At 67.4% G+C, this 24,401-nt stretch carries 23 protein-coding genes; 10 read left to right on the forward strand and 13 right to left on the reverse strand.

The features are described 5' to 3' along the window. Positions 1–161: 161 nt before the first annotated feature. Positions 162–521 (reverse strand): hypothetical protein, encoded by a 360-nt coding sequence (locus tag IFSED24_RS16535; protein ID WP_491332587.1) that lies wholly within the window; start codon positions 519–521, stop codon positions 162–164. 240 nt (positions 522–761) lie between these two features. After that, positions 762–1,757: an AraC family transcriptional regulator gene (locus IFSED24_RS16540; RefSeq protein ID WP_491332588.1), complete on the reverse strand. Its 996-nt coding sequence runs from the start codon at positions 1,755–1,757 to the stop codon at positions 762–764. A 172-nt stretch (positions 1,758–1,929) separates the two neighbouring features. On the opposite strand from IFSED24_RS16540, the gene IFSED24_RS16545 reads away from it, so the two are divergent. The 4 genes from IFSED24_RS16545 (at position 1,930) to IFSED24_RS16560 (ending at position 4,747) form a co-directional block, all read left to right on the forward strand. Beyond that, positions 1,930–2,772: an NAD(P)H-binding protein gene (locus IFSED24_RS16545; protein ID WP_491332589.1), complete on the forward strand. Its 843-nt coding sequence runs from the start codon at positions 1,930–1,932 to the stop codon at positions 2,770–2,772. Positions 2,773–2,965: 193 nt separating this feature from the next. Then, a complete protein-coding gene (locus tag IFSED24_RS16550; RefSeq protein WP_491332590.1) occupies positions 2,966–3,478 on the forward strand; it encodes an RNA polymerase sigma factor in 513 nt (170 codons plus the stop codon). Beyond that, a complete protein-coding gene (locus IFSED24_RS16555) occupies positions 3,468–3,965 on the forward strand; it encodes an anti-sigma factor family protein (RefSeq protein WP_491332591.1) in 498 nt (165 codons plus the stop codon). Before IFSED24_RS16550 ends, IFSED24_RS16555 begins: the two co-directional genes overlap by 11 nt. Next, positions 3,962–4,747, forward strand: a complete 786-nt coding sequence (locus tag IFSED24_RS16560) for a hypothetical protein (protein WP_491332592.1) — start codon at positions 3,962–3,964, stop codon at positions 4,745–4,747. The genes IFSED24_RS16555 and IFSED24_RS16560 overlap by 4 nt, the downstream gene beginning before the upstream one ends. Before the next feature lie 75 nt (positions 4,748–4,822). On the opposite strand, the gene IFSED24_RS16565 is transcribed toward IFSED24_RS16560, so the two are convergent. The 3 genes from IFSED24_RS16565 to IFSED24_RS16575 all read right to left on the reverse strand — a co-directional run bounded on the left by IFSED24_RS16565 (position 4,823) and on the right by IFSED24_RS16575 (position 7,106). Continuing rightward, complete coding sequence (locus IFSED24_RS16565; RefSeq protein ID WP_491332593.1) at positions 4,823–5,251, reverse strand: hypothetical protein; 429 nt, start codon at positions 5,249–5,251, stop codon at positions 4,823–4,825. A gap of 115 nt (positions 5,252–5,366) precedes the next feature. Continuing rightward, positions 5,367–6,737, reverse strand: a complete 1,371-nt coding sequence (locus IFSED24_RS16570) for a permease prefix domain 1-containing protein (protein ID WP_491332594.1) — start codon at positions 6,735–6,737, stop codon at positions 5,367–5,369. Positions 6,738–6,740: 3 nt separating this feature from the next. Continuing rightward, positions 6,741–7,106, reverse strand: a complete 366-nt coding sequence (locus tag IFSED24_RS16575; RefSeq protein WP_491332595.1) for a PadR family transcriptional regulator — start codon at positions 7,104–7,106, stop codon at positions 6,741–6,743. Between the two features lie 259 nt (positions 7,107–7,365). Here IFSED24_RS16575 and IFSED24_RS16580 point away from each other — a divergent pair, with 259 nt between their 5' ends. The 3 genes from IFSED24_RS16580 to IFSED24_RS16590 all read left to right on the forward strand — a co-directional run bounded on the left by IFSED24_RS16580 (position 7,366) and on the right by IFSED24_RS16590 (position 10,663). Continuing rightward, complete coding sequence (locus IFSED24_RS16580; RefSeq protein WP_491332596.1) at positions 7,366–9,945, forward strand: tetratricopeptide repeat protein; 2,580 nt, start codon at positions 7,366–7,368, stop codon at positions 9,943–9,945. Positions 9,946–10,060: 115 nt separating this feature from the next. Next, positions 10,061–10,249: a zinc ribbon domain-containing protein gene (locus IFSED24_RS16585; RefSeq protein ID WP_491335071.1), complete on the forward strand. Its 189-nt coding sequence runs from the start codon at positions 10,061–10,063 to the stop codon at positions 10,247–10,249. Positions 10,250–10,252: 3 nt separating this feature from the next. Then, a complete protein-coding gene (locus IFSED24_RS16590) occupies positions 10,253–10,663 on the forward strand; it encodes a DUF2177 family protein (protein WP_491332597.1) in 411 nt (136 codons plus the stop codon). A gap of 50 nt (positions 10,664–10,713) precedes the next feature. Here IFSED24_RS16590 and IFSED24_RS16595 read toward each other — a convergent pair whose 3' ends face one another. Continuing rightward, complete coding sequence (locus IFSED24_RS16595; RefSeq protein ID WP_491332598.1) at positions 10,714–12,978, reverse strand: PEP/pyruvate-binding domain-containing protein; 2,265 nt, start codon at positions 12,976–12,978, stop codon at positions 10,714–10,716. Beyond that, on the reverse strand, positions 12,957–13,472 hold the full coding sequence (locus tag IFSED24_RS16600) for a pyridoxamine 5'-phosphate oxidase family protein (RefSeq protein WP_491332599.1): 516 nt from the start codon (positions 13,470–13,472) through the stop codon (positions 12,957–12,959). Before IFSED24_RS16600 ends, IFSED24_RS16595 begins: the two co-directional genes overlap by 22 nt. 121 nt (positions 13,473–13,593) lie before the next feature. Between IFSED24_RS16600 and IFSED24_RS16605 the strand changes: the two genes are divergently transcribed. Continuing rightward, positions 13,594–14,340 carry a hypothetical protein gene (locus IFSED24_RS16605; RefSeq protein ID WP_491332600.1) on the forward strand — a complete coding sequence of 249 codons (747 nt, stop codon included), beginning with the start codon at positions 13,594–13,596 and terminating at the stop codon, positions 14,338–14,340. A 72-nt stretch (positions 14,341–14,412) separates the two neighbouring features. On the opposite strand, the gene IFSED24_RS16610 is transcribed toward IFSED24_RS16605, so the two are convergent. The 5 genes from IFSED24_RS16610 to IFSED24_RS16630 form a co-directional block, all read right to left on the reverse strand. Next, positions 14,413–14,547 carry a hypothetical protein gene (locus IFSED24_RS16610; RefSeq protein ID WP_491332601.1) on the reverse strand — a complete coding sequence of 45 codons (135 nt, stop codon included), beginning with the start codon at positions 14,545–14,547 and terminating at the stop codon, positions 14,413–14,415. Positions 14,548–14,720: 173 nt separating this feature from the next. After that, positions 14,721–15,092: a hypothetical protein gene (locus IFSED24_RS16615; protein WP_491332602.1), complete on the reverse strand. Its 372-nt coding sequence runs from the start codon at positions 15,090–15,092 to the stop codon at positions 14,721–14,723. Between the two features lie 251 nt (positions 15,093–15,343). Beyond that, on the reverse strand, positions 15,344–17,518 hold the full coding sequence (gene katG / locus IFSED24_RS16620; protein WP_491332603.1) for a catalase/peroxidase HPI: 2,175 nt from the start codon (positions 17,516–17,518) through the stop codon (positions 15,344–15,346). A gap of 34 nt (positions 17,519–17,552) precedes the next feature. After that, positions 17,553–18,026 carry a Fur family transcriptional regulator gene (locus tag IFSED24_RS16625; protein WP_491332604.1) on the reverse strand — a complete coding sequence of 158 codons (474 nt, stop codon included), beginning with the start codon at positions 18,024–18,026 and terminating at the stop codon, positions 17,553–17,555. A gap of 236 nt (positions 18,027–18,262) precedes the next feature. Further along, positions 18,263–19,147 carry a FlgD immunoglobulin-like domain containing protein gene (locus IFSED24_RS16630; protein WP_491332605.1) on the reverse strand — a complete coding sequence of 295 codons (885 nt, stop codon included), beginning with the start codon at positions 19,145–19,147 and terminating at the stop codon, positions 18,263–18,265. Between the two features lie 167 nt (positions 19,148–19,314). On the opposite strand from IFSED24_RS16630, the gene IFSED24_RS16635 reads away from it, so the two are divergent. Next, positions 19,315–21,960: a protein kinase domain-containing protein gene (locus IFSED24_RS16635; RefSeq protein WP_491332606.1), complete on the forward strand. Its 2,646-nt coding sequence runs from the start codon at positions 19,315–19,317 to the stop codon at positions 21,958–21,960. 48 nt (positions 21,961–22,008) lie between these two features. Here the strand turns inward: IFSED24_RS16635 and IFSED24_RS16640 are convergent, their stop codons facing one another. Continuing rightward, entirely contained in the window at positions 22,009–22,947 is a 939-nt protein-coding gene (locus IFSED24_RS16640) for a hypothetical protein (protein ID WP_491332607.1), read from the reverse strand. Positions 22,948–23,177: 230 nt separating this feature from the next. Between IFSED24_RS16640 and IFSED24_RS16645 the strand changes: the two genes are divergently transcribed. Further along, positions 23,178–24,236 (forward strand): NAD(P)-dependent alcohol dehydrogenase, encoded by a 1,059-nt coding sequence (locus IFSED24_RS16645; RefSeq protein WP_491332608.1) that lies wholly within the window; start codon positions 23,178–23,180, stop codon positions 24,234–24,236. Positions 24,237–24,401: the final 165 nt, after the last annotated feature.

Below are 24,401 nucleotides of genomic sequence, written 5' to 3' on the forward strand. Positions count from 1 at the left end.
GTCGTGCCAAGGCTCCAGCGAGATCGGTCGCAGGGATCGGTGCTGTGCGTCGATGACCGTTCCACCCGGTCAGGCGTTTCCAGATGTTCGCTGACGTAATCACAGACGAGAGCCCGATCCGAGGACCGGGCTCTCGTCGTCGCCGTCGATTCCGGCAGCTCTTACTTGAAGAGTTCCTTCAGGTCCGTCATCGACCAGTTCTCGACTCCGACACCTACGTGGCAGTAGCCACAGTACTCGCCATTGGGGGCTTCGGTGTCAGCGTGCGCCCCGAGGATGCCCTCGGCACCTCCGTGGCACGCGGTGCAGGAGTTCACGGCCACGGGATTCGACTCGAAGTGGCAGGCAGAGCAATCGAATCCCGTATGGAGGCTGTGGGTCGTTCCCGGCCAGTCGGTGTGGCACTGGCTGCATCTCCCGTTGTCCGCCGAGAAGAGCTGGTAGGCACCGGCTTGCAGGCTCCAGAGCAGCCCGATCGTGAGAATGAGGCAAGCAACGACAATCAATCGCCTGATCCGCATGAGGTCCTCCTTCATTCGAGTCGGTGCGACATCATCGTACGAGCCTGGTGTGGAGACTTCCGAGGTTGCCGGACCATACTACGGCCAAATCGTGCATGTCAATGTAAACAAAACACTTACATGACATAAACTGGGAATGCAATCCAGGATCATTAACCGCTCAGTTCTGGTTCGGCGAGGAGTCCGGAACCTCTGATCTGGGCGGCCTCCTCAGATTCCGCTCCCTGTCGATCGTCAGATTCATGGCCCATTCCGCAGTTGCCGGCGCATTCGTCCCGGCGAAGTTCCCATGGCCCGCTTGAAGGCGCGGCTGAACGCCGCCTCGGAGCGGTAGCCGAACTGGTCGGAAAGCTCGGCGAGCGTCGCATCCCCCTCCTGCAGTTGCGAGGCCGCGAGCAGCATGCGCCAGCGCGTCAGGTACTGCAACGGCGTCACGCCGGCCACCTCCTTGAAGCGGGCGGCGAATCCCGAGCGTGACATGCCGACCATGGTGGCCAGCGTCTGCACCGACCAAGGGGCCGCCGGATCGCGATGCACGAGCACGATCGCTCTGCCGATCTGTGGATCCTGGATGGCCCGGAGCCAGCTCCCCTCGCAGTCCGCCCCGTACGCAGCCTCGTCGGCCAGCCAGCTCCGCAGGGTCTGGATCACCAGGACGTCGGCAAGCCGGGTGATGACGGTCTCGCCGCCGGGCCGGAGCTGGCGGGCCTCGCTCGCCATGAACCGCAGCGTCCCGTGCAGCCATTCCACCTGCGTGGCGTTCCAGGTGTCGACGCAGACCAGGCGCGGCAGGAATTCGACGAGCTGCCGAGCGGCGGGATTGTCGAAGTGGACGGCGCCGCACACGAGCCGGGTCAGGGCCCCGCCGCCGCCGTGGCGGATGAGCTCGTAACGTTCGCTCAGCTCCTCGCGCGGGATGGCGAACAGGTCGACGGCCGGGCCGCCCGCCTCGCTCACGAGGCGATGGCCGCGGCCATGCGGCACCAGCGCGAGCGTGCCCGGCTCCAGCACGCGCGGGTCGAGGCCGTCGACCTCGAGCCAGCACCGCCCCTCGGTCACGAAGTGGAACATCATGGTGTCCGGGATCGCCGGCAGGTCCATGCCCCAGGGCGCGGTCAGCTCCGAGAGCGCGTAGAACGTGCCGCTCATGCGCATGAGGTGCAGCACCTCGCCGAGCGGATCGCCCGAGGCCCAGAAGCTTCGATCCGGGACGGTGGGAATGAGCGGCGTGTCCATGGCGGCCAGTCTCGCTGATTCCGGTCCAGATGGCAAGACGGTTTGGACGAATGAGCATAAATAGCGGATCAACAGTCATTGTGCATCTGATTGGTGAACCTATCGTGGACGTAATGCAATTCCGCAGGCCAAATCATTGCTCGAAAGGACTGGAATCATGACAAGCTGCGAGATGCGATCCAACGAGAACCTCATCCTGGTGGTCGGCAGCACGGGGAAGACCGGGCGGCGTGTCACGGCGCGGCTCGAGGCCCTGGGCGCGGCGGTGCGCCACGGTTCGCGCCAGGCGTCGATCCCCTTCGACTGGGACGATCACGCCACGTGGGCGCCGGCTCTCGCGGGCGTGAAGGCGGCGTACGTGGCCTTCCATCCCGACCTGGCGGTGCCCGGCGCGCCCGAGGCGATCGCGGAGTTCGCGCGCCTGGCCGTCGCGGCCGGGGTCCAGCGCCTGGTGCTGCTCTCGGGCCGGGGCGAGGCCGAGGCCCGGCGCTGCGAAGGGATCGTCGCGGATTCGGGCCTGACGTGGACCGTGGTCCGCGCGAGCTGGTTCCTCCAGAACTTCAGCGAGGGCTTCCTGCGCGACCTGATCGTCGGCGGCACCGTGGCGCTGCCGGCCGGGCGGGTGCCCGAGCCGTTCGTCGACGCCGAGGACATCGCCGACGTCGCCGTGGCCGCGCTCACGGGGACCGGCCTGGACAACCGCGTGGTCGAGGTGACCGGTCCCCGCCTGTTGACCTTCGCCGACGCCATCGCCGAGATCGCCGCCGCCACCGGGCGCGAGATCACGTTCGTCGACATCGCGCACGAGGATTTCCTGGCCTCGATGCGCGAGGCCGGCGTGCCCGCCGATTACGTCGGATTGCTCGACTACCTGTTCCGAGAGGTCCTCGACGGTCGCAACGCGTCGCTGGCCACCGGCGTTCGCGAGGCGCTCGGCCGCGAACCGCGGGACCTGAGCGACTACATCGAGGCGACGCTGGCGACGGAGGCGTGGTCCGGGGAGGTCGTGCGGTGATCAGGTCTCGAGTCCGGCCGGCCCCGCTTCCTGGGGGGCCGGCCGCTCGAGGTCGCCACGGTTGATCCTTCCCGAAGCGGGACAGCCCGCCCATAATCCCGAGAAATGAAAAAACCGTGAAGGAATTCCGACCCCGTGCGTCTACCCGAGCAGGAGTCCGAAGAAGCGGGCTGCAATGGGAAGGAGGTGGAGCATGACCATCCGGCAGATGACCGACCAGCACCTGGATGCCGTGTTCCGTTTCCTGCTCTCCATGGTCCGCGATCGCGAGGCCGCCGCCGACCTGGCCCAGGAGACCTTCCTGCGCCTGCAGCGGTCCGGGTCGACCGGCGGTCCGCCGAGCGAGGCCTACGTCCTGGCCACCGCCCGCAACACGGCCATCTCCTGGTTGAGGCGGCGGAATCTGGAGCGGCGCCACCTGGACGTGGTTCCGCCCGAGGAACTGGCTCCTCGCGGGGCGCGATCCCGGGTCCCGGCACCCGACCGTGAAGTCGAGCGCCGGGAACTGGGCGCCGCCCTGGACGCGGCCCAGGCCGATCTGCCGGAAGAGCTGCGTTCCGTGTTCCACCTCTCGGAAGTGGAAGGGCTCCGCTACGAACAGATCGCCGAGGTGGTCGGCTGCCCGGCGGGCACCGTCGCCTCGCGCAAACACCTCGCGGTGCGCAGGCTCCGCGAACATCTGCAGAGGTCCGGCCATGCGCTGTGATCGATTCGAAACCCGGCTGGATGCTTACATCGACGGGGAGTTGCCCGCCGAGGAGATCGTGACCCTGGAAACTCATCTGGAGGAGTGTCCCGCCTGCCGTCGGGAACTGGAGAGTCGGCACGAACTGCGCCGGGTCTTCAGGGAACGGTCACGAGCGACGGCGCCTCCGGACTTGCAGGAGCGCATCCTCGCGACCGCCGCGACGGATCAGAACGGCGAGCGGACAGGACGTGTGGCGGGGAGCCCGGATCCCCGCTGGTGGCGTCGCGCCCGCTGGCCGCTGGCCCTGGCCGCCGCGGCCTCGCTGGCCTTCGTGGTGATGCTGCCCCGCCAGGGGGAACGGGAGACCAGAGAAGGCCTCGCCGCGCCCTTCACCACGCCCGCACGCGTGGTGGTGCCCCGGTACGGGGAGCAGTCCGGGCAGGCCACGCCCGTCACGTTCGGCGGTATCGATCTGGGTGGGCCCTCGCAAAGGAGATCGTCATGAACACGAAGAAGGCCATGCTCGCGGTGCTGGTGCTGCTGGTGCTGGGATCCACCCTGACCGCCCGGGCCGGTGAGCCGGCGTCCCAGGAGATCGAGTTGCGCGACGGCAAGATCCTGCACGGGGTCATCAGGCAGATCCGCACCAGCCTCTACCTGGTGCAGACCGACCAGGAACTGTACGAACTCTCGGCCGAGGAGATCGCCTCGGTGGGCGGCCAGCCCGGCGTGCCACCGCAGAGCGCCCAGAAGCCCCTGTTCACCGATCTGCAACGAGTCCAGCTGCGCGCCGACGGCATCGTCGAGATGTGGACGGCCGAGGAGATCACCAACGACCACGACCAGATCCTGACCTACGCCATGTTCGGGGCCAAGGAGCGCGAGCTGCCCTTCATGCGCACCATGCAGGCCTACGACCAGTTCGGGAACCGGCTGAACGTCCGCATCGAACCGCGGGCGGGGACCGACCTCTACAACGTGTTCGTGGACTTCGTCGTACCCATCTTGCCGGGCGAGACCATGCGCGGCTCGCTGCGCTACGAATTCCCCGGCCAGATCGACTGTGCGGACGGCAAGTGCGCGAACCGGTTCTGGGGCGACTTCCCTGAGGACCGGCTGCTCACGCGGCGGGTGGAATTGCCGGTGGGGGCGAAGGTGCTGAAGGTGGATCCCGAACCCAACCTCCAGTTCGAGCACCTGGGCCAGACGGTGGTCGTCTGGCGGCGGTATTATCCCGCGGGAACCGGTTTCCCTCTCGTGGTGGAGTACGAGCCGGCGCAGGATTGACCGGGCAGAACACACCAGGCGCGGCCCGCTCTCACGGGTCGCGCCTGATTCCGTCGAGGACCGACCGGGCCGGACTCAGCGGAACAACCGGCGTACGGCGCTCCACGTCGTCGGTTCCGCGTCGACGGACTCCTCGAGCGTGTAGGGCACGGCGAGCTCGAAGACCGCGTCGGGGTTCTGCTGGAACCACCAGGTCACCGCGACCTCGTACTGGCCGGCAGGATCGGGGAGCATGCCGGTGTCCCAGTGCTGCACCATGATCCCGCCGGCGGCCAGCTCGACGATGACCGGCAGGCCGGTCATGCCCGGGTAGTCGCCGTCGAGGCGGACGATGGCGAAGGGCGGCTCCGACGGGAACTCGATGGTATCGCCACCAGAATTGTCGAAGGTGATCTCGATCACGTCGCCGACGACGTAAACTTCCTGGTCGAGGGTCACGGTGAGCGCGGCGGCCAGGCCGGGAAGCGCGATCAGGATCGCGATGAACGTGAAGATACGAAGCATGTCGGTCTCCCTCCTCGGATCCAACAGCGGGTGGAACCTAATGATACCATAGGGACGGGCGCCGAGAAAAGGACTCGGGGCGGCCGGCGTTCGTCCTGTCACGATGCGATCGCGGTCAGGCGTACCCGAACAGCGGCGGGAAGACGATCACGACGATGGCCGCCCACACGGCATAGACCGGCAGGTAGTCGGTCTGCCAGCGTTCGAGGCGTGCGAACGTGCCTCGCCCGCGCAGGAACCGCACGTAGAGCACGGTCGACCAGGCGAGGTTGACGAGCAGGATCACGTTCTCGCCCAGCGCGGCCACGCGGTTGGGGCTGAAGCCGAACTCCGAGATGCGCGCGGCGATGGCCCACAGCGCCACCGCGTCGGCCAGCAGCGCGCCGACCAGCAGCACGACCTGGAGCACGTCGAAGACGCCGGTGGGCGACCCGTGGTCGCGGGCGGATACGGAATAGAGCAGGAGGCCCAGGACCACCGCCAGGAGCAGGTCGAAGGCGATGAGCACCTCCCGCTCGATCAGGACGCCGCGCCCGGTCCACAGCAGGGTCGCGAGGAACGCCACCAGCACGGCGGTGAAGAGAGGCGTGAAGAGGCGCGTCAGCACCGGCGCCATGTTCTCGATCACGCTCTGCTTGGCCTCCACGAGCCAGGAGCCGATCAGGACGGCTCCGGTGGCGCCGCACGGCAGCAGCCACGATTCGAAGATGGGCTCGACGTCGACGCCGATGGATTCGAAGATCATGACCATGAACGCCGTGAGGACGCCGCCGCCGAGGGCGATCAGCACGTAGTAGATGAAGAGTTCGCCCGAGAACCGGATGAAGTCCATGCGCCCGGCCACCTGGCCCCACCGGCCGCCCGCATAGGCGATGCCCACCACGAGCCAGAGCGCGATGGGCAGGTGCAGCGCCGCCAGCACTCCGGTGGAGCCGTCCGGGGCGAATGGATAGGCGTTGACGATCACGCCTGCCGCCAGGAACGCCGCGGCCAGCCAGCGGAGAGTCCTGGGGTGAAGCTGCCGCTTCCAGGCGAAATAGCCGGTCAGGAACGGCAGCACGAAGAGGCTCAGGTTGCGGCCGTAGAAGCCGGCGTCCTGGTCCCACTGGATCCCGAAGAGCGCCGGCGCCTTGATGGCCACGGCGACGGCGACCGCGAGGCAGAAGGCGACGACGGCATCCCGGCGGGCATGCACGCGCGAATCTCCGGAATCGGTGGGGTTGACGACGAGCTGCTTCCAGAGGCGGTCCGAGTGCTCGCGCGCGAATTCCCGCGAGAGGGCGTCGAGGTTGCCCATGCGCTTGACCGCCACCAGGAAGGCCTCGTCGTCGGCGAGACCCGCGTCGGCCAGGATGGCGATCTGCTCGCGCAGGTGGTCTTCCAGCTCCGCCACGTCGACCGGGTGGATCGCCTGCCGGCGGTGGAGGTAGCTGCGCCATCGGTCGATCTGATCCTCGAGCGAGGCTGCGTGTCCCGGAGTCGACATCCTTCAAGCCCCCTGGGTATTCGTGGTCGGGATGGGCATGGAGAGCAACCCCCAGATGTCCCGCAGCGTGGCGTCCACCGCTTGCCATTGACGGCGTTCTTCGGCGAGCTGAGCGTGACCCTGGGAGGTGATCCGGTAGTACTTGCGGCGGCGGCCGCTCTCGGCGGTCTCCCACCGCGCCTCGACGAAGCCGAGCCGTTCGAGCCGATGCAGAACGGGGTACAGCATCCCGTCCGTCCACTCCACGTGTCCTCCGGACAGCTCGCGGACCCGCTTGATGATGGCGTAGCCGTAGCTGTCGCCTTCGGCCAGGATCGCCAGGACGATCGGCGTGGAGGACGCGGCCATCAGGTCCTTGTTGATCTCCATGATTCCCTGTCTCGTGCGGTGTGGATGGTCCCGGGCCCTGGTTACCTTGCAGCACTATACATTGAGCAGCTATGTATGTCAAGCCAGGGGGCGTTGTCGGGGGGACTCGGTCGATCCGCGTGGCGATGGCGGGTGTCGGTCTGGTGGCAGAATCCGTCCGGTTCCTTACGATGCCAGGCATTCAAAGTACGGGTATATTGATCGTCAATTTCCCTAGTCTCCCAGGGTCTCGCCATTCCTAACAGTCGAAGGGACTGCGATGAGCGATCACACCGGCCGCGATCCCAACCAACCCGACGATCCGGACCGTACCCTCGCCGCCGATGCGGCGGCCGGCATGGGCGGACCCCGGGAGGGTCTGGGTGAGTCCATCGGACCCTACCGCCTGGTCCGCCGTCTCGGCGAAGGCGGCATGGGCGAAGTGTTCCTGGCCGAGCAGACCGAGCCCATCAAGCGGGTCGTCGCCCTGAAGGTCATCAAGCCCGGCATGGACACGCGCGCGGTCGTGATGCGGTTCGAGCTGGAGCGCCAGACCCTGGCCATGATGGACCACCCCGGCATCGCCCGCGTCTTCGATGCCGGGCAGACGGCGGGCGGGCGGCCTTACTTCGTCATGGAGTATGTCGACGGGGTTCCCATCACCCAGTACTGCGACGCGCGTCGCCTCGATCTGCGGCAGCGGCTCGCCCTGGTGATCGAGGTCTGCGCCGGCGTGCAGCACGCCCACCAGAAGGCCATCATCCACCGTGACCTGAAGCCCGGAAACATCCTGGTCACCGAGGTGGACGGCAGGCCCGTGCCCAAGATCATCGACTTCGGCATCGCCCGGGCCACCGAGCAGCGCGAGGTCGAGCGCTCCATGTTCACCCAGCTGGGCCACGTGATCGGCACCCCGGCCTACATGAGCCCCGAGCAGACCGATCCCAACAACACCGACATCGACACGCGCACGGATATCTACTCGCTGGGCGTGGTGCTCTACGAGCTGCTGGTGGGCAAGACGCCCTTCGACGCCGCCTCGGTCCACTCGGCCGGTTACGAGGCCATCATGAAGTTCGTGCGGGAGCAGGAACCCCTGCGCCCGAGCGCACGCCTGCAGCAGGATCCCGCCACCACCGCCGAGGTCGCCGCCCGCCAGGGCACCGAACCGGGCCGGCTGGCCCGCACGCTCAAGGGCGACCTGGACTGGATCCTGCTCACGGCGCTGGACAAGGATCGCGGCCGCCGCTACGCCACGGCCAATGCCCTGGCCATGGACCTGCGGCGCTATCTGAACGACGAGACGGTCCTGGCCAGCCCGCCCAGCGCGGCCTACCAGGCGCGCAAGTTCGTGCGCCGCCACCGGCGCGGCGTGACGGTCGGCGCCATGGCCTTGCTGGTCCTGCTGGCCTTCGCCCTGACCACGTCCCTGCAGAACCGGGTGATCGCCACGGAGCGGGATCGGGCCGAGCTGGAGACGGCCAAGGCCACGGCCATCAACGATTTCCTTCGCGGCATGCTGGTCGGTGTCGACCCCTGGGCCAGCGGCGAGCACGACCTGACCGTGGTCGAGGCCATGGACGCCGCCCGGGCCAACGTGGATTCCATCTTCGCCGACCAGCCCCTGGTGGCGGCTGAGATGCACGCCACCATGGGCCAGACCTACCTGGGGCTCGAGAAGCTGGCCGAGGCGGAACAGGAGGTTCGGCGCGGGCTGGAGTTGCGCACCTCGCTGCTGGGACCGGACCATCCCGACCTGGCCGACAGCTGGCTCGCCCTGGCCAAGATCCAGCGCCTGAACTCCAACCATCCCGAGGCCATCCGGGCCGCCGGCGAGGTGGTGCGACTGCGCATCCTGAACCTGCCGGCACGGTCACCCGAGATCCTGGACGGGTACAACAGCCTGGCCGAGGTGTACACGGCCGGCGGCCGGTACGCCGCGGCGGACTCGGTGCTCGACCTGGTGGAGGGCCTCATCAATACCGGGCGGGGCGATCTGCGGCTCCAGACTGCCACCTTGCTGAACCTGCGCGCCTGGGTGACCCAATCGCGGGGCCAGGACCTGGCCGCGGCCGATTCCTTGTACCTGGAGTCGGTGAACCTCCTGAAGGAGTGCCAGCCCTCGTCCCCGTTGCTGTCGGTGTACCTGAACAACCTGGCCGTCAACCAGATGATCCGGGGCGACTACGCCGCTGCCCGGGCCACCTACCAGGAATCGCTGGATCTGACCGGCGAGCGGTTCGGCACCGACCATCCCGAATACGCCCTGGTCCTGGAGAACCTGGGCGGCATCGCCTACCGGCAGGGCGAGTACGAGGAATGTCTGGCCAACCTCGACCGGGTCCGGGCCATCCGGGCCGCCAAGCTGGGCGAGGACCATCCTCTGGTCATGCGCACTCAGCTGAACATGGCCACCGTGGCCAACGGCATGGGCAACCAGGACCGGGCCATCGCCATCTACGAGGCGGTGCTACCCCACCTGATCGCTCTCAACGGGGAAGCGAGCGTGGATGTGGCTACCACCCTGCGCAATCTGGGCATCTCCTACCACCAGGCTGGCCGCTTCGCGGAGGCGCAGGAGGCCTACGATCGTTCGCGTGCGGCCTTCAACGCGGTGAATCCCGACGGCAAGGAGATCCTGGCCCGCCTGGACCACGACCAGGCCCTGCTGCTGCTCGACCAGGACCGCCCGGCCGAGGCCGAGCCCTTTGCCCGCCGGGCCCTGACCGTGTTCGAGAGAGAGCTGCAGCCCACGGACGTCCGGGTCACCACGACGGCAAGCACCCTGGTGCGGATCTACACGAGTCTGGGCCGGCTCGAGGAGGCGGAACGGTATCGAGCGTACGGAACGAGGCAGTGAGCCAGGGGGAGTGGGGGGTATGCGGTAGGAGTCGGAGAGGGGACAGGCCGCCATCGTCGTTTCGTTCGTATCATGTTTTCACGATGCGTCCACCTTGGCCACCGATCGGACCGCCATGAATCTGACATATCGTTGTGCGTGCTGTGGTGAGGAGAACGAGGTGTTCATCGAGCGGGGCATTGCTGACCGCCAGCAGTTCGTGGAGGATTGCGCCATCTGTTGCCGCCCCATGGTGATCACCGCACGCTGGAACCCGGATACCGGCAGCTTCGACCTGGAGATCCACCAGGAAGGGCGGGATTGAAACATGATCGTATTCCGCACCAAGCTGTACCTCACGCTGCTGGCGGTGTTCCTGGCCGTCGATGCGGTCTGGCTGGGACTCGTGGCGCCGGGTTTCTACCGTGATCAGCTCGGATACCTGCTCGCCGCCGAGGTGAACTGGCTCGCCGCCGGCGTCTTCTACCTCCTGTTCATCGCCGGCATCCAGGTTTTCGTGGTGGGGCCGGGTCTCGAGCGCCAGGCCATCGGCTGGACCCTGCGCCGCGCCGCGTTCTTCGGTCTCGTGACCTATGCAACCTACGACCTGACCAACCTGGCCACGGTCCGCGACTGGCCGCTGCTGGTCACCGTCGTCGATCTGGCCTGGGGTGCGGTGCTCTGCACGATCGTGAGCCTGGTGGGGTTCCTGGTGGGTCGGCGACTGCGCGCCGGCTGACGGCTGGGCGCAACCCGGACCGGCCCGGTCGCACTCCCGCTCGTCGGCTTTCAGTCGGGTCGACCGTCGGCCTGCTCCAGTTCGAATTCCGGCTCACCCACCGTGACGATGCCCAGATTTCCGTCCACGGTCACCAGATCGCCGTCGCCCAGCAGGAGGGTGGCGTCGGCAACCCCGTTGACGCAGGGCACGCCCAGCTCACGGGCGATGATGGCGCCGTGGATCAGCATGCCGCCGCGCCGCTCGACGATGGCGCAGGCCAGCGGCACGAGGTGGGTCATGGTGGGCTGGATCGCGTCGCAGACCATGACCTCGCCCCGGCGGAAGGCGCGAAAATCCTCCGCCTTGCGCACCACGCGGACCCTGCCCGTGGCCAGGCCGCCGGATGCGGGTTGACCGATCAACTGGCGGGGTGTGGCACCGGGGAGCGGACGGGCCGCCTCGGTCGGCGCGGGTGCCCGCGGCGGCAGGGTCACCGGACCGCCGGCGGGGCTGCGCAAACCCGCGACCAGGGCGTCGACATCCCCGCTGCCGGCCGCTGGACCGGCCGCCAGGCGGCCCGCGTCGCGCAGCCTCTGGACGGCCTGGGTCAGGGCGTGCTGCAGCTGATTCCGCAACCGTCCCATGAGCACGTTGTCATCGTCCCGCAGCTGCCAGCTCAGGCGGGCCACGCGCAGGACCTCCCGGGCCATGTCACGGCGATCCGGTCCGACCGCTTCGAGGAACTGCTCCTCACGGATGCGGGCGGTATCGGCGGTGGTCACTGGCGGGGGAGGGGCGTCGGCGTCGGCTAGCTGACGCACGATGTCCAGTACCAGGTCCGGCCGCTCGTCGAGAGACTCGTCGTCATAGGTCAAGTTCATGTACTGATCGAGGAACCGGTCGAACTCCAGCCGGAACACATCGCCGCCGGGGGTGCCGCTCAAGGTGGCGGCCAGCGCGTCCCAGCCATGGCGGCTGCCGGCCCTTTCCATGATGTCCGGTTGCGCCAGCCAGGACGCCAGCACGGGTTGACGCCTCACGATGTCCGCCAGCCGAGCCAGCGCGGCGTTGCGGGCCGTCGCGATCATGGGCTGATGTTCCAGGAGGGCCACGAAGGCGTAGGGGTCGGCGGGCTGCAGGATATCGTTGTAGTACTGGCCGAACCGCCGGACACCGTGCGCGAAGGGGATGAACTGCTCCTTGTAGATCTTCTTCCAGTGCTCGTGGGCCTCGAGGCGGGCGACGATGGCGTCGGCGAGGGCGGCGTCGGACATGGCGGCCAGATCCTCGGCGGCGAAGCGCTCACCGGCTTCGGCCAGGGCGGGGATGAGATCCCGGGTGACCCGTTCGCAGAGGTCGGCCAGCTCGTCGGCGCCAGGGCGAAGGGTGAGGTACCAGGAGCGTTCGTCATCCGCGCCCGGGGACGGCGCCCGGGTGATCGGACGCGCCTGCAGCAGCGTCAACTCCCGTGCGTGGCCGGTCCATTCCACGTCCGGCGGGCACCCGAGCAGGGATTCGACGCCGCGCAAGGTCCGGTGCAGGGCCTCCAGGTCGTCCCTGGCCAGGAGCGGCTCGGGGTCGGTCTGGCCCCGGTCGCCACGTGTCCAGGCGACCAGCGCACCCGTGGACCGTGCGAGGATCCAGCGGTCCGGGTCCACCATCCCGCTCACCAGGCCCTCGCATGAGCCCGGCACCGCTTCGATGATCTGGTTGTCCTCGCGGGGGGCGCGCGGGTCGCGCCCGAACGCCACGCCGGAAACGGGGGCGCTGACGAACTCCTGCACCACCACCGCCATGCGGCTGTTCGATACGTCCAGACCCAGCTCGCGACGGTACAGCAGGGCGGCGTCCGACCAGAGGGAGGACCAGACGATGCGCACGGCGTCGAGCAGACCGCTCGTGTCGGCCACGTCGGCCACCGACTCGTGCAGCCCGGCGAAGGAGCGTCCCGCGGCGTCCTCGCCCGGAGCCGAGGACCGCACGGCCACCGGACCGGGGGCCAGGCGCTCGTAGGCGCCGACGATGGCGTCGGCGAGTCCGGTCGGTACCGGCGCGGACAGGAAGGCCGAGCGGATGCGCAGGGCGGCGTCCCAGATCTCTTCCCAGCGCATGGATTCCAGCGGCTTGCGCCCCAGTTCCATGCCGATCATCGCTTCCAGGCCGGATGCGGCGACGAACTGCTCGTAGGCGGCCACCCCGATGCAGAACCCCGCCGGCACGCGATAGCCCGCGGACAGGAGGCGGCCCAGGCCGCGCGCCTTGCCCCCGACCACGCGGTCGGCAAGGTCCCCCGCCTCAAAGAGGGGAACGATCAACTCCGGTCCGGCACCCATTGCTGGACCTCCTGGAAGCGGGACACGTGGAAGAAACGGAAGACCTCGATACGGAAGAGGGCGCAGGATTCGGCCGCCACGAAGGAGCGGAGCTGGGGGTGACGGCCCACGAGCTGCGCCGCCAGGATCTGCCGCTGCGCGGCATCCCGCACCTCGTGGGCGCGGCCGGTCACGGTGACCGCCGTGACCTCCATCATCGCCTGTGGATGCTCGGGACGGTCGTCCACCACCAGGGCGACGCGATCGTGGTGAATCAGGAGACGGTACTTGCGGGTCGCCTTGGGTGTGGTGAACACGACCGAGCGCAGGTCGTCCGCGAAGGCGAAGGCCACCAGCGAGCCGTAGGCATGGCCCTCGCCATGCGTGCTCAGCACGCCGTAGGGCTGCGTGGTCACGAGCCGTCGGATGCTGTCGATGAGGCCGGGCGCCGTGTCCGATCGCGATGGTTCGAATCCATGGTCCGGCCCGAGCACTGGTTCGTCTTCTCTTCTCACGATCTTCTCCACTTCGTGTGGGTTCCTGTGGCCAGGACAGGCTACCACATCACGGGTTGTCCTTCAGCATGGTGGAGTTATCATCTGAAGAGATCCGCCAACCCGAGACAGAGGTATACCAATGGCACGTTCCTGGATCGCCCTCGTCCTGGTGCTCATCGCCTTCTCCGCCACTGCCCAGCCCGCGAAATTCGCCCTCGAGCTCGAGGCCGGTCCGGTCTGGCAGAGCTACAACGATGTCGAGATCCCGAACGACGGGACGGCCACCCGTTTCTCGCTCAAGGATCTCGCCGGCAGCGGACCCTGGTTCGCCGGACGGGCCTACCTCACCTGGAACATCAACGACCGGCATGGCCTGCGGGCCCTGGCCGCGCCGCTCACGGTCAGCGAGACCGGGACGCCCACCGAACCGATCCGCTTCGCAGGCGCCGACTACGTCGCCGGGACGCCCGCCGAGGCCACCTACAAGTTCAACTCCTGGCGGCTCGGCTACCGCTACACCTTCGGCGGCGGCGGCGATCGCTGGACCTGGCGCCTGGGGTTCACCGCCAAGATCCGCGACGCGAAGATCGAGTTGAAGCAGGGCGAGACCACCAGCAAGAAGACCGACCTCGGCTTCGTGCCGCTGCTCCACGTGAGCACCGACTGGCGCTTCACGGGGCGCTGGTTCCTCCTGCTGGACATCGAGGCGCTGGCCGGCGGCCCGGGTCGGGCCGAGGACGTGTCCTTGAAGTTCTCGCGCGAGATGTCGCCGCGCTGGTCGCTCGCGGCGGGCTACCGGATGGTCGAGGGTGGGGCCGACGTCGAGGAGGTCTACAACTTCGCCTGGCTGCACTTCGGCGTGGTGTCGGCCACCTGGCGGTTCTAGCGGCGCCCGCGTTCCAAACCCGGTCCGGGATTCCCCCCGGCCGAAGTGGCGGTTCGGGCGGAGGCGCTCGACCTACGAGCCCAGCTTCGCCTCGATCCGCGCCAGGCGCTCCTGGACCTCCAGGTGACGCTTCTTCTGTTCATGGCGCAGGATGAACACCTGGAAGAGCAACGGGACCAGGAGAATGACGATGATGCTGGTGCCCATGACCGCCTCCTTGTAGAGAGATCGACAACGAGGGATGTACCCCTGGCGGGGCGCTAGCATTCGCCGCGTGACTCCTCGTGTCGGGCATCGTCGCGACCGTGCCAGGTCGTCGTGTGGAAGCCCGAGCCGAGGAGGCCATCGACGCGCCGGGCCAAGGGCCGGCCGGCAGCTCGTTACCTGGCGGCACCCGCCGCCGGCCTGCCGAGCGGTGAGGCGACCACGGCCCCGGCCGCCACGTAGAACGCGACCAGGATCAGCGTGCCCGGAAGACGATGGTCATCTGGTGAGAAGTGCGCGGCCATGCTCACCCCGATGTGTGCGAGGCGTAACACGATGAAGGCGACGATGGACCAGCAGGCCCAGGATGTTCCCCGCCAGGCCAGCACGCAGGACAGCACGATGCCGAGGGATGCCACGAGCAACACGGCGCTCCCCCCTGAAATTCCTTCGCCGATGATCTTGATGATGAACAGGACCTCGATGACCAGGAGGACCGACAGGGTGACCCGTAGCGGCCACCTGGGGGAAGGGCGATCTGCCGACATCTCGCACCCGTCCTCGTTAACCGCCGGCCATCCCCTCCCGCTCGCCGGCGAGGTGATCGTTCGAGCAGGCCGTCATTAGACCAGAAACTGAATTAAAGAGGTCATCAAATTCGCGGGGACCCCGTCTGGAGTCCCCTCGCGCACGCAGGCCAGTACATGGTCGCGGGCTCCTTCATGAGGAGGACGCCCAGGCCGATCGGCCTGGGCGTCGCGGTTCACCGTGCCAGAGGTCCGAGATCCCTCCCCGGTCCTCAGGCGAGGTCGAAGCGATCGAGATTCATCACCTTGTCCCACGCCGCCACGAAGTCGCGCACGAACTTCTCCTGCGCGTCGTCGCTCGCGTAGACCTCGGTGATGGCCCGCAACTGGGAGTTCGAGCCGAACACGAGATCGACGCGACTGCCGGTCCACCGGACCGTACCCGTCGCGCGGTCGTGACCCTCGAAGGTCTTCTCGGCCTTCGACGTCGGCTTCCATTCCGTACCCATGTCGAGCAGGTTCACGAAGAAGTCGTTGCTCAACGTTCCGGGCCGTTCGGTGAAAACGCCGAGCGCGGACTGCTCGAAGTTCGCGTTCAGGGCGCGCAGGCCGCCCACGAGCACGGCCATCTCGGGCGCGCTCAACGAGAGTAGCTGCGCCCGGTCGAGGAGCAGCTCCTCGGCCGGCGTGGTGTGCTCGTCCCGCAGGTAGTTGCGGAAGCCGTCGGCGGTGGGTTCGAGAACCGCGAAGGCGTCCACGTCGGTCTGCTGCTGCGACGCGTCGGTGCGTCCAGGCGCGAAGGGGACCGTCACGTCGACGCCGGCCTTCTTCGCGGCCTGTTCCACGGCGGCGCATCCAGCCAGCACGATCAGGTCGGCGAGCGAGATCTTCTTGCCGCCGGACTTCGCGCCGTTGAAGTCCTGCTGGATCTTCGTCAGGGCGCTCAGGACCTTGTCCAGCTGATCCGGCTGGTTCACGGCCCAGTTCTTCTGCGGCTCGAGGCGCAGGCGCGCCCCGTTGGCGCCACCGCGCTTGTCGCTGTTGCGGAACGTCGACGCCGACGCCCAGGCCGTCGCCACCAGCTCGGAAACGGACAGACCGGACGCCATGATCTCGGCCTTGAGCGCGGCCGTGTCCTTCGCGTCGACCAGCTCGTGATCGACCGCGGGGACGGGGTCCTGCCACAGGAGCTGTTCCTGCGGGACTTCCGGACCGAGGTACCGGGAGACCGGACCCATGTCGCGGTGCGTCAGCTTGAACCAGGCGCGGGCGAAGGCGTCGGCGAACTCGTCCGGGTTCTCGTAGAACCGCCGCGAGATCTTCTCGTAGGCGGGGTCGAACTTCAGGGCGAGGTCGGCCGTGGTCATCATCGGGGCGTGCTTCTTGGAAGGGTCGTGGGCGTCGGGCACGGTGCCCTCGCCACCCTTGGCGACCCACTGGTGCGCGCCGGCCGGACTCTTCACCAGTTCCCATTCGTAGCCGAACAGGTTCTCGAAGTAGTTGTCGTCCCACTGCACCGGGTTGGTGGTCCAGGCGCCCTCGATCCCGCTGGTGATCGTGTCGCCGGCGTTGCCGCTGCCGTAGGTGTTCTTCCAGCCCAGGCCTTGCTCCGCCAGGCCCGCGGCCTCGGGCTCGCGTCCGACATACTTCTGTGGATCGGCCGCGCCATGGCACTTGCCGAACGTGTGGCCGCCGGCGACGAGCGCCACGGTCTCCTCGTCGTTCATCGCCATGCGCGCGAACGTCTCGCGGACGTCCTTGGCCGAGGCGACCGGGTCCGGATTGCCGTTCGGTCCCTCGGGGTTCACGTAGATCAGACCCATCTGAACGGCGGCGAGCGGATCGGCGAGCTCCCGGTCGCCACTGTAGCGCTTGTCGCCCAGCCATTCGGTCTCGGGTCCCCAGTTGGTGTCGCCCTCGGGCTCCCAGACGTCCTCGCGGCCGCCGCCGAAGCCGAAGGTCTTGAACCCCATCGACTCCAGCGCGCAGTTGCCGGTGAGGACCATCAGGTCGGCCCAGGAGATCTTGCGGCCGTACTTCTTCTTGATCGGCCAGAGCAGGCGGCGCGCCTTGTCGAGGTTGGCGTTGTCGGGCCAGCTGTTGAGCGGCGCGAAGCGAAGCGTGCCGGCGGAGGCGCCGCCACGGCCGTCCTGGATGCGGTAGGTGCCCGCGCTGTGCCACGCCATCCGGATGAAGAGTCCGCCGTAATGCCCGTAGTCGGCCGGCCACCAGTCCTGCGACGTGGTCATCAGCTCGAAGATGTCCTTCTTGACGGCCGCGAGGTCGAGCGTCTTGAACTCCGCGGCGTAATCGAAATCTTCACCCATGGGATCGGCCGGCGGCGGGTTCTGGTGCAGGATCTTCAGGTCGAGCTGGTCGGGCCACCAGTCCCGGTTCGTGACTTTCGGGCTACTGCCCGTGAAGGGACATCTGCTCTGGTTTTCCATGTCTCGCGACCTCCTCTGGTCTTCGGTCTCCCCGTCAATCATCAGGATTCTCGTGGTCCTTGTCGTCTGGATTCGTTGCGTCCCGTGATCCGGCCTCGCCGAGGCACGCGGGACAGTGTCCCCAGTAGACCACCTCGGCCTCGTCGATCTCGTAGCCCATGTCGTCCGTCGCCGTCAGACAGGGTGCGTAGCCGACCGCGCAGTCGACATCCACCACCCGGCCACAGTCGCGACAGATCAGGTGGTGGTGGTTGTCGCCGACCCGATCCTCGAACAACGCCGGGGATCCGACGGGCTGGATGCGCCGGAGCAGGCCCTTGTCGGCCAGGATGCCGAGGGCGTTGTACACGGACTGGCGCGAGATGGCGCCGATCTCGGTCCTGGCGATCTCCGCGACGCGGTCGGCGGTGATGTGGGGGTGGTTCGACACCACCCGCAGGACGGCCAGGCGCTGCGGCGTGACCTGCAGGCCTTGCTGGCGTAGGAGAGTGGCTGGATCGTTGCGCATGGTTACATACAAGATCTAATTTTGGATTGTGTCAATAGATGGCGGTCCAACTTGCTGCGACTGGCCTTATCCGGTCTTGCTTACAAGGCGGGTTTCCCGGCGGGGTCGGAGTGTCGGGTGGATGTCGCGGCGACCGTGCCTCTTCCCTCCGATCATCGGGGGCAAAGAGAACGCCCCGACCGCAGGCGGCCGGGGCGCGGGAACCGGTTTGTCGCCACTCGACTAACCGCTCCAAATCACTTGAGCAGCACCATCCTCTTCTCCTGCGAGAAATCGGGTGCCGTCATCCGGTAGTAGTAGATCCCGCTGGCCACCGGCTGGCCCTGGTCGTTCTTGCCGTTCCAGGTCACCGTCCGCTTGCCCGCGGGCTCGTAGCCATCGACCAGGGTCCTCACCAGCCGGCCGGAGACGTCGTAGATCTGCAGCTTGATCTGCGCGCCACCGTCGGGCACCACGAACGAGATGGACGTGAATGGATTGAAGGGATTGGGGGCGTTCTGTTGCAGTTCGAAGTTATCGGGAGCCTTGGGGGTCTCCGCACCGGACTCGAGCTCATCGTGCCCGGCGTCGCCTCCGGCCTTACCCAGCGGGCAATCGAACGTGGGATCCACGAAACACCGGTAATAGGTGCGGAACGCCATGGCCGCCTCGTCCAGGCCCGGGATGTTGATCATGATGTCGCCCTCGGTGTAGTAGTCCCTCTGGTAGTAGACCTGCGTCTCTCCGGGGCGGAACTTCATGATCGACATGCCCTTGGCGGTATAAGGCACGCCGTTGAAAAAGCCGGCCATGTTCCAGGCCGCCGTGTACATGCCGTTGATGCAGATCTCGTCCTCGACCGTGGTGACGAGATCGGGAGAGCTGGTGAACAGCATGGCGAGGAACTCCGCCATCGTCTCGATCCCCTCGATGGTGACGATGGGATCGTGGTACTCGATGTCGGGGGCGTAGTACGGCAGGATGGACGGCCAGTTCCCGGATTGAACCTCGACGAGTGCGCGGCCGATCACCTTGCGTTCCCGGTTGATGCGACTGGAATCGCTCTCGGCACTGGCCATCAGGGGCAGCAGCAGGATCAGCAGGCTGGTCAACAATGCGGTCATTCCGATGAGTTTCTTCATGTCGTGGACCTCCTGAATGCCCTGAATGAGGTAAGAAGGGAAGAATTGTATCATTTTTTGCGGGCTTTTTTGCCAACCGATTCTTCCCCCGGCCCATTGCTGATCGAGCCTTTGCGATATACGATAAGGTCCATCCTTTATGTCTGTTCTGGTTCGAGGAGGACCGCGTGATCGGCAAGCGCCTGGCTCATTACGACATCACCGAGCTGATCGGCAAGGGTGGCATGGGCGAGGTTTACCGCGCCACCGACAGCAAGCTCGGTCGCGAGATCGCCCTCAAGATGCTGCCCGAGGCGCTGGCCGCAAATCCCGAGCGCCTGGCCCGCTTCCAGCGCGAGGCGCAGGTGCTCGCCGCGCTCAACCACCCGGGCATCGCGTCCATCTACGGCCTCGAATCGGAGGGCGATCAGCACGCGCTGGCCATGGAACTGGTGCCCGGTCCCGACCTCGCCGAACGCCTGAAGGACGGCCCGCTGCCGGTGGCCGAGGTGCTCGACATCGCCGTGCAGCTAGCCGAGGCCATGGAGGCCGCCCACGAGAAGGGCATCGTCCATCGCGACCTCAAGCCGGCCAACATCAAGCTCACCGCCGCGGGCAAGGTGAAGGTGCTGGATTTCGGCCTGGCCAAGGCCCTGGCGCCGGACCCCACGTCCAGCGACTACGACTCGGAGATGTCGCCCACCCTCACGGCGAACATGACCCTGGGCAACGTCATACTCGGTACGGCCGCCTACATGAGCCCCGAGCAGGCCCGCGGCACCGATGTGGACAAGCGCACCGACATCTGGGCCTTCGGCGTGGTGCTGGTGGAGCTGCTGGGCGGCCGCAAGCTGTTCGCGGGCGAGACCGTGAGCGACACCCTGGCGTCGGTGCTCAAGTCGGACATCGACCTCGCCGCCCTGCCCCGGGACCTGCCGCCGGCCGTGACCCGGTTGCTGCGGCGTTGCCTCCAGCGCGATCCCCGCCAGCGGCTGCGCGACATCGGCGACGCGCGCCTCGTGTTGCAGGACGTGATCGACGGCGTCGACCAGGACGCGGTCGACCAGCCGGCCGGTGGACGGGCGCGCAATCCCTGGCCGGCGCGCGCCGCCGTGCTGGTGGCGCTGCTGGCCGCGGCCGCCGCCGTGGCCGCCTACCTGCGGCCCGGCGACGAGACGATCCTGCCCCTGCGCAAGTCCGAGATCGTCATGGATCGCGACGATCCGGCCATCAACTCGGCCTTCAGCCCCGAGATCTCGCCCGACGGCCGCCATCTGGTCTACCGTAGCCACGACCAGCTCTGGGTCCGCGACCTGGCCACGCTGGATCCGCGACCGATCCCGGGCACCGAGGGCGCGCGCGAGCCGTTCTGGTCGCCGGACGCGGCCTGGATCGGCTACGGCACCGCCAACACCATGATGAAGGTCGCCCGCAACGGCGGCCAACCCACGATCCTGACCAACGTGTCGGGTGCGGAGAACATCGGTTCCGGCGGCAGCGGCACCTGGAATGCCGACGGCAGCATCTTCTACACCACCGGCAGCACCGGCGTGTTGCGGATCTCCGACCGTGGCGGCAGCGTGACCATGCATCACCCCACACAGGCCGGCGAGGTCGATTTCCACCAGATCAACCGGCTGCCCGAGGGACGGGGCTGGTTGCTGGTGGTGCACACCGAGCGCAGCTACGGCACGCTCAGCGTGTTGACCCCCGACGGCGGCCGCAAGGACGTGTTGACCATCGACAGCGACAACTTCAGCGATCCGGTCTGGTCGCCGTCCGGACACCTCGTCTTCCACCGTTCGGGCGTGGCGGAGGGGATCTGGGCCGTGCCGTTCTCCCTCGACGATCTGTCGGCCACCGGGGAGCCGTTCCTGGTGGCGGCCGGCGGGTCGAATCCCTCGGTCGCCGCGGACGGCACGCTGGCCTACACCGCGGGCTTCCAGGAACGGATCGTGGAGGCGGTGTGGGTCGACCGGCAGGGCCAGGTGCTCGAGACGGCGGCGGAGTTGCGGACCAGCCGGCCGTTCCCTGAGCTCTCGCCCAGCGGCACCGAGTTCCTGGTGGCGGCCGACGCCGACGCCGGCCGCGAGATCTGGCTGCATGAGATGCCCACCGCCACGGAGCGCCAGCTGACCTTCGAGGGCAAGGCGTGGGGCATGGCGTTCTGGCATCCGGACGGGGACCGGTTCCTCGCCTACCTCGAGCCCGACTACGAGACCGTGCTGTTCTCGCTCGACGGTTCCTCGCCGCCCCGATCGCTGGGGCCGGGCATCATGGCCACGGTCTCGGGCGACGGCAGCGAGATCTTCTACAGCAAACCCCAGCTGGCCAAGGGCTTCGATTTCGATCTCTACGTCTGCGGCATCGATGAGAACATGGCCGACGGCCGCGAACTCGTGTCCACCCCGGCCATCGAGTGGGCGCCGGCGCCTTCGCCCGGCGGCAAGTATCTCAGCTACACCTCGGACGAATCCGGCCGCGACGAGGTCTACCTGACCACCTATCCCGACCTCTCGGCTCGCTGGCAGGTGAGCCGCGGCGGCGGCTCCTGGTCTCGCTGGCGCGGCGACGGGCGGGAGATCTTCTACACCACCCACGACGCCATCTACGCGGTATCGGTGGACGATCGTCAGGGGCTGTCGCTGGGGCGTCCGCGCAAGCTCTTCGACCGGCCGACCACCAACTGGTCGCCCGTCTGGGCCGACGGCTATGCCGTCACGGCCGACGGCGAACGCTTCCTGATGTTCCGGAACCAGGACAGGGACGACCAGGAGCACTTGACCATCACCATCGTCCAGAACTGGTACGCCGAGTTCGCCGAAGAGGACTGACCCCGGGCACGCGAAGCGGCGCCGGAACTCAGGGGCCGCGATCGAGGATCAGGGCCAGTAGCACAGGTTGATCGTGCCGACGAAGGATTCGAAGTCGTCGCCGGCGGTCCGGCGATCGTAGGTGTTCATGGTGGTCTCGACGCTGATGGAGAAATTCTCCCAGCCGGTATAGAACACCCCGAATCCGTAGGTCCACGACCGATCGGCGAGGTCGGCGCCGCCACTGTTCACGGCGGATGTGCGCAGCAGCAGCTGGAGGCCGAGGGGAATCAGATCCAGATTCTTGAGGTCGCCGCCGATGGCGAGGCCGCCGCCCACCTGGTTCTTGGTCTCGCCCTCGGCGAACTTGCCGCGACCGAGGTCGACGTAGCCGTTGATGCCGAGCCAGCTGCGGGGGGCCCAGCCGGCCAGCACGCCCACACTGCTACTGTTCAGGCCTTCCGAATTCACCAGGTTGTTGTCCTCTTGCAAGCCGCCCTCGACGATGCGGCGGGCGAATCCATACGGGTCGAGCCCCACCACGTTGGTCCGCTTGAAATCCAGGGAGCCCGAGAGGATGACCTTCTCGGTCTGCAGGATCCTGCCGATGCCGCCGAACGACAGCGCGTAGGTCCCGTTGACACCCTGGGCCAGGACCGATTGCTCGTCGATGCCGATGCGGGCACCCCCGCCGAATATGACGCGTGCGGCGAACCAGTTGCCGAAGCGCTGCTGGTACTCGAAGCCCAGGGCCATGAACGCGACATCGCCCTCCAGGGTGCCGATGGTCTCGCCCTCGAGGTCGAGGAACGGCGTCTTCACGTTGAAGGCCAGGCCGCCGCCGGTGAGTGTCGCGAAACGGCTGACGGCGAAGGGCGAAGGGATCACCTCGGAGGGCATGAATTCGTGGCCGTTGAGAACCCGGGTGGGCTCGGCCGCGGCCGCTGCCGAACCGGTCGATGACATGGCGATCAGTACCAGGATCGGGATCAGGCAGACTCGATTCATGCGGCAGCTCCTTGTTCGGGTTGAGGTGAGTGTCCCGTCAACGGAGCTGCCCGTCAAGATCGTTGCCTGCGCTGGTTGCCGGTTGCAGGGCGTGTCGTGATCCCCTCCGTCGCCGGTCCCAACGTAGCAATACCGACCATATTGCTCTTTATTGTTCGGCTCAAGCAATCCCTGCCGGTTCCTCGAGCCGGTTGACCGCTCCCGATTCGCGACCGACAGGAGAGCCGACCATGTACCAAGCCAGGGCCTATTCCGCCGCCAGCGCCACGTCCCCGCTGGAGTCCGACTCCATCAAGCGCCGCGCGGCCACCGACACCGACGTGCAGATCGAGATCCTCTTCTGCGGCGTCTGCCATTCCGACCTGCACACGGTGCGGAACGACTGGGCCAGCTTCATGCCGACGGTCTATCCGGTAGTGCCGGGTCACGAGATCGTGGGCAAGGTGACGGCGGTGGGGTCGGCGGTCACCAGGTACCAGCCCGGCGACATGGTGGGCGTCGGCTGCCTCGTGGACTCGGACCACACCTGCCCGGCCTGCCAGGCGGACAAGGAGCAGTTCTGCCCCGGCGGCGTGTTCACCTACAACGCGCCGGACAAGCACCTCGGCGGGGTCACCTACGGGGGCTACTCCGAGAGCATCGTCGTCGACGAGCGCTTCGTCCTGCGGGTGCCCGATAACCTGGACCTGGCCGGAGTGGCGCCGCTGCTGTGCGCGGGGATCACCACCTACTCGCCCATGCGCCACTGGAAGGTCCGTGAGGGCCAGAAGGTCGGCGTGGTCGGCCTCGGCGGACTGGGCCACATGGGGGTGAAGTTCGCGAACGCGTTCGGCGCCCACGTCGTGGTGTTCACGACCTCGCCGGCCAAGGCCGAGGATGCGCTGCGGCTGGGGGCCCACGAGGTGGTCGACTCCCGCGATGCCGACGCCATGGCCGCCCACGCGGGCACCTTCGACTTCATCCTCGACACCGTGTCCGCGCAGCACGACATCAACGCCTACCTCAACCTGCTGACCCTGGACGGCAACCTGACCCTGGTGGGCGCGCCGAGCGAGCCGTTGCCGGTGTCGGCGTTCGCCCTGCTGTTCGGCCGCCGCAGCCTGTCCGGCTCCTTGATCGGCGGGATCGCGGAGACCCAGGAGATGCTCGACTTCTGCGGCGAGCACGGCATCACCGCCGACGTGGAAGTGATCCCCATCCAGCAGATCAACGAGGCGTACGAGCGGATGCTGAAGTCGGACGTGAAGTACCGCTTCTCCATCGACATGGCTTCGCTGAAGGCCGAATAGCGGCGATTCCGCACCGCGGAATACCGACCTCTTCGTAGCGGAAGTATGAGCTGTTCAGCAGCGACGGCACCGGTTCGTCCCTGGCACGACGACTCCCCGGGTTGTAAAAACGACTTCTTTTGTCGTAGAATGAATGATTTGCCGTGACCCAACTCACCGACGGGA

It is taken from the genome of Candidatus Latescibacter sp. IFSED24 (assembly GCF_058273205.1).

Coding starts and splice junctions, on each gene's coding strand:
- IFSED24_RS16535 (WP_491332587.1), bottom strand. CDS start 521: ATGCGGATCAGGCGATTGATTGTCGTTGCTTGCCTCATTCTCACGATC.
- IFSED24_RS16540 (WP_491332588.1), bottom strand. CDS start 1,757: ATGGACACGCCGCTCATTCCCACCGTCCCGGATCGAAGCTTCTGGGCC.
- IFSED24_RS16545 (WP_491332589.1), top strand. CDS start 1,930: ATGCGATCCAACGAGAACCTCATCCTGGTGGTCGGCAGCACGGGGAAG.
- IFSED24_RS16550 (WP_491332590.1), top strand. CDS start 2,966: ATGACCATCCGGCAGATGACCGACCAGCACCTGGATGCCGTGTTCCGT.
- IFSED24_RS16555 (WP_491332591.1), top strand. CDS start 3,468: ATGCGCTGTGATCGATTCGAAACCCGGCTGGATGCTTACATCGACGGG.
- IFSED24_RS16560 (WP_491332592.1), top strand. CDS start 3,962: ATGAACACGAAGAAGGCCATGCTCGCGGTGCTGGTGCTGCTGGTGCTG.
- IFSED24_RS16565 (WP_491332593.1), bottom strand. CDS start 5,251: ATGCTTCGTATCTTCACGTTCATCGCGATCCTGATCGCGCTTCCCGGC.
- IFSED24_RS16570 (WP_491332594.1), bottom strand. CDS start 6,737: ATGTCGACTCCGGGACACGCAGCCTCGCTCGAGGATCAGATCGACCGA.
- IFSED24_RS16575 (WP_491332595.1), bottom strand. CDS start 7,106: ATGGAGATCAACAAGGACCTGATGGCCGCGTCCTCCACGCCGATCGTC.
- IFSED24_RS16580 (WP_491332596.1), top strand. CDS start 7,366: ATGAGCGATCACACCGGCCGCGATCCCAACCAACCCGACGATCCGGAC.
- IFSED24_RS16585 (WP_491335071.1), top strand. CDS start 10,061: ATGAATCTGACATATCGTTGTGCGTGCTGTGGTGAGGAGAACGAGGTG.
- IFSED24_RS16590 (WP_491332597.1), top strand. CDS start 10,253: ATGATCGTATTCCGCACCAAGCTGTACCTCACGCTGCTGGCGGTGTTC.
- IFSED24_RS16595 (WP_491332598.1), bottom strand. CDS start 12,978: ATGGGTGCCGGACCGGAGTTGATCGTTCCCCTCTTTGAGGCGGGGGAC.
- IFSED24_RS16605 (WP_491332600.1), top strand. CDS start 13,594: ATGGCACGTTCCTGGATCGCCCTCGTCCTGGTGCTCATCGCCTTCTCC.
- IFSED24_RS16610 (WP_491332601.1), bottom strand. CDS start 14,547: ATGGGCACCAGCATCATCGTCATTCTCCTGGTCCCGTTGCTCTTCCAG.
- IFSED24_RS16615 (WP_491332602.1), bottom strand. CDS start 15,092: ATGTCGGCAGATCGCCCTTCCCCCAGGTGGCCGCTACGGGTCACCCTG.
- katG (WP_491332603.1), bottom strand. CDS start 17,518: ATGGAAAACCAGAGCAGATGTCCCTTCACGGGCAGTAGCCCGAAAGTC.
- IFSED24_RS16625 (WP_491332604.1), bottom strand. CDS start 18,026: ATGCGCAACGATCCAGCCACTCTCCTACGCCAGCAAGGCCTGCAGGTC.
- IFSED24_RS16630 (WP_491332605.1), bottom strand. CDS start 19,147: ATGAAGAAACTCATCGGAATGACCGCATTGTTGACCAGCCTGCTGATC.
- IFSED24_RS16640 (WP_491332607.1), bottom strand. CDS start 22,947: ATGAATCGAGTCTGCCTGATCCCGATCCTGGTACTGATCGCCATGTCA.
- IFSED24_RS16645 (WP_491332608.1), top strand. CDS start 23,178: ATGTACCAAGCCAGGGCCTATTCCGCCGCCAGCGCCACGTCCCCGCTG.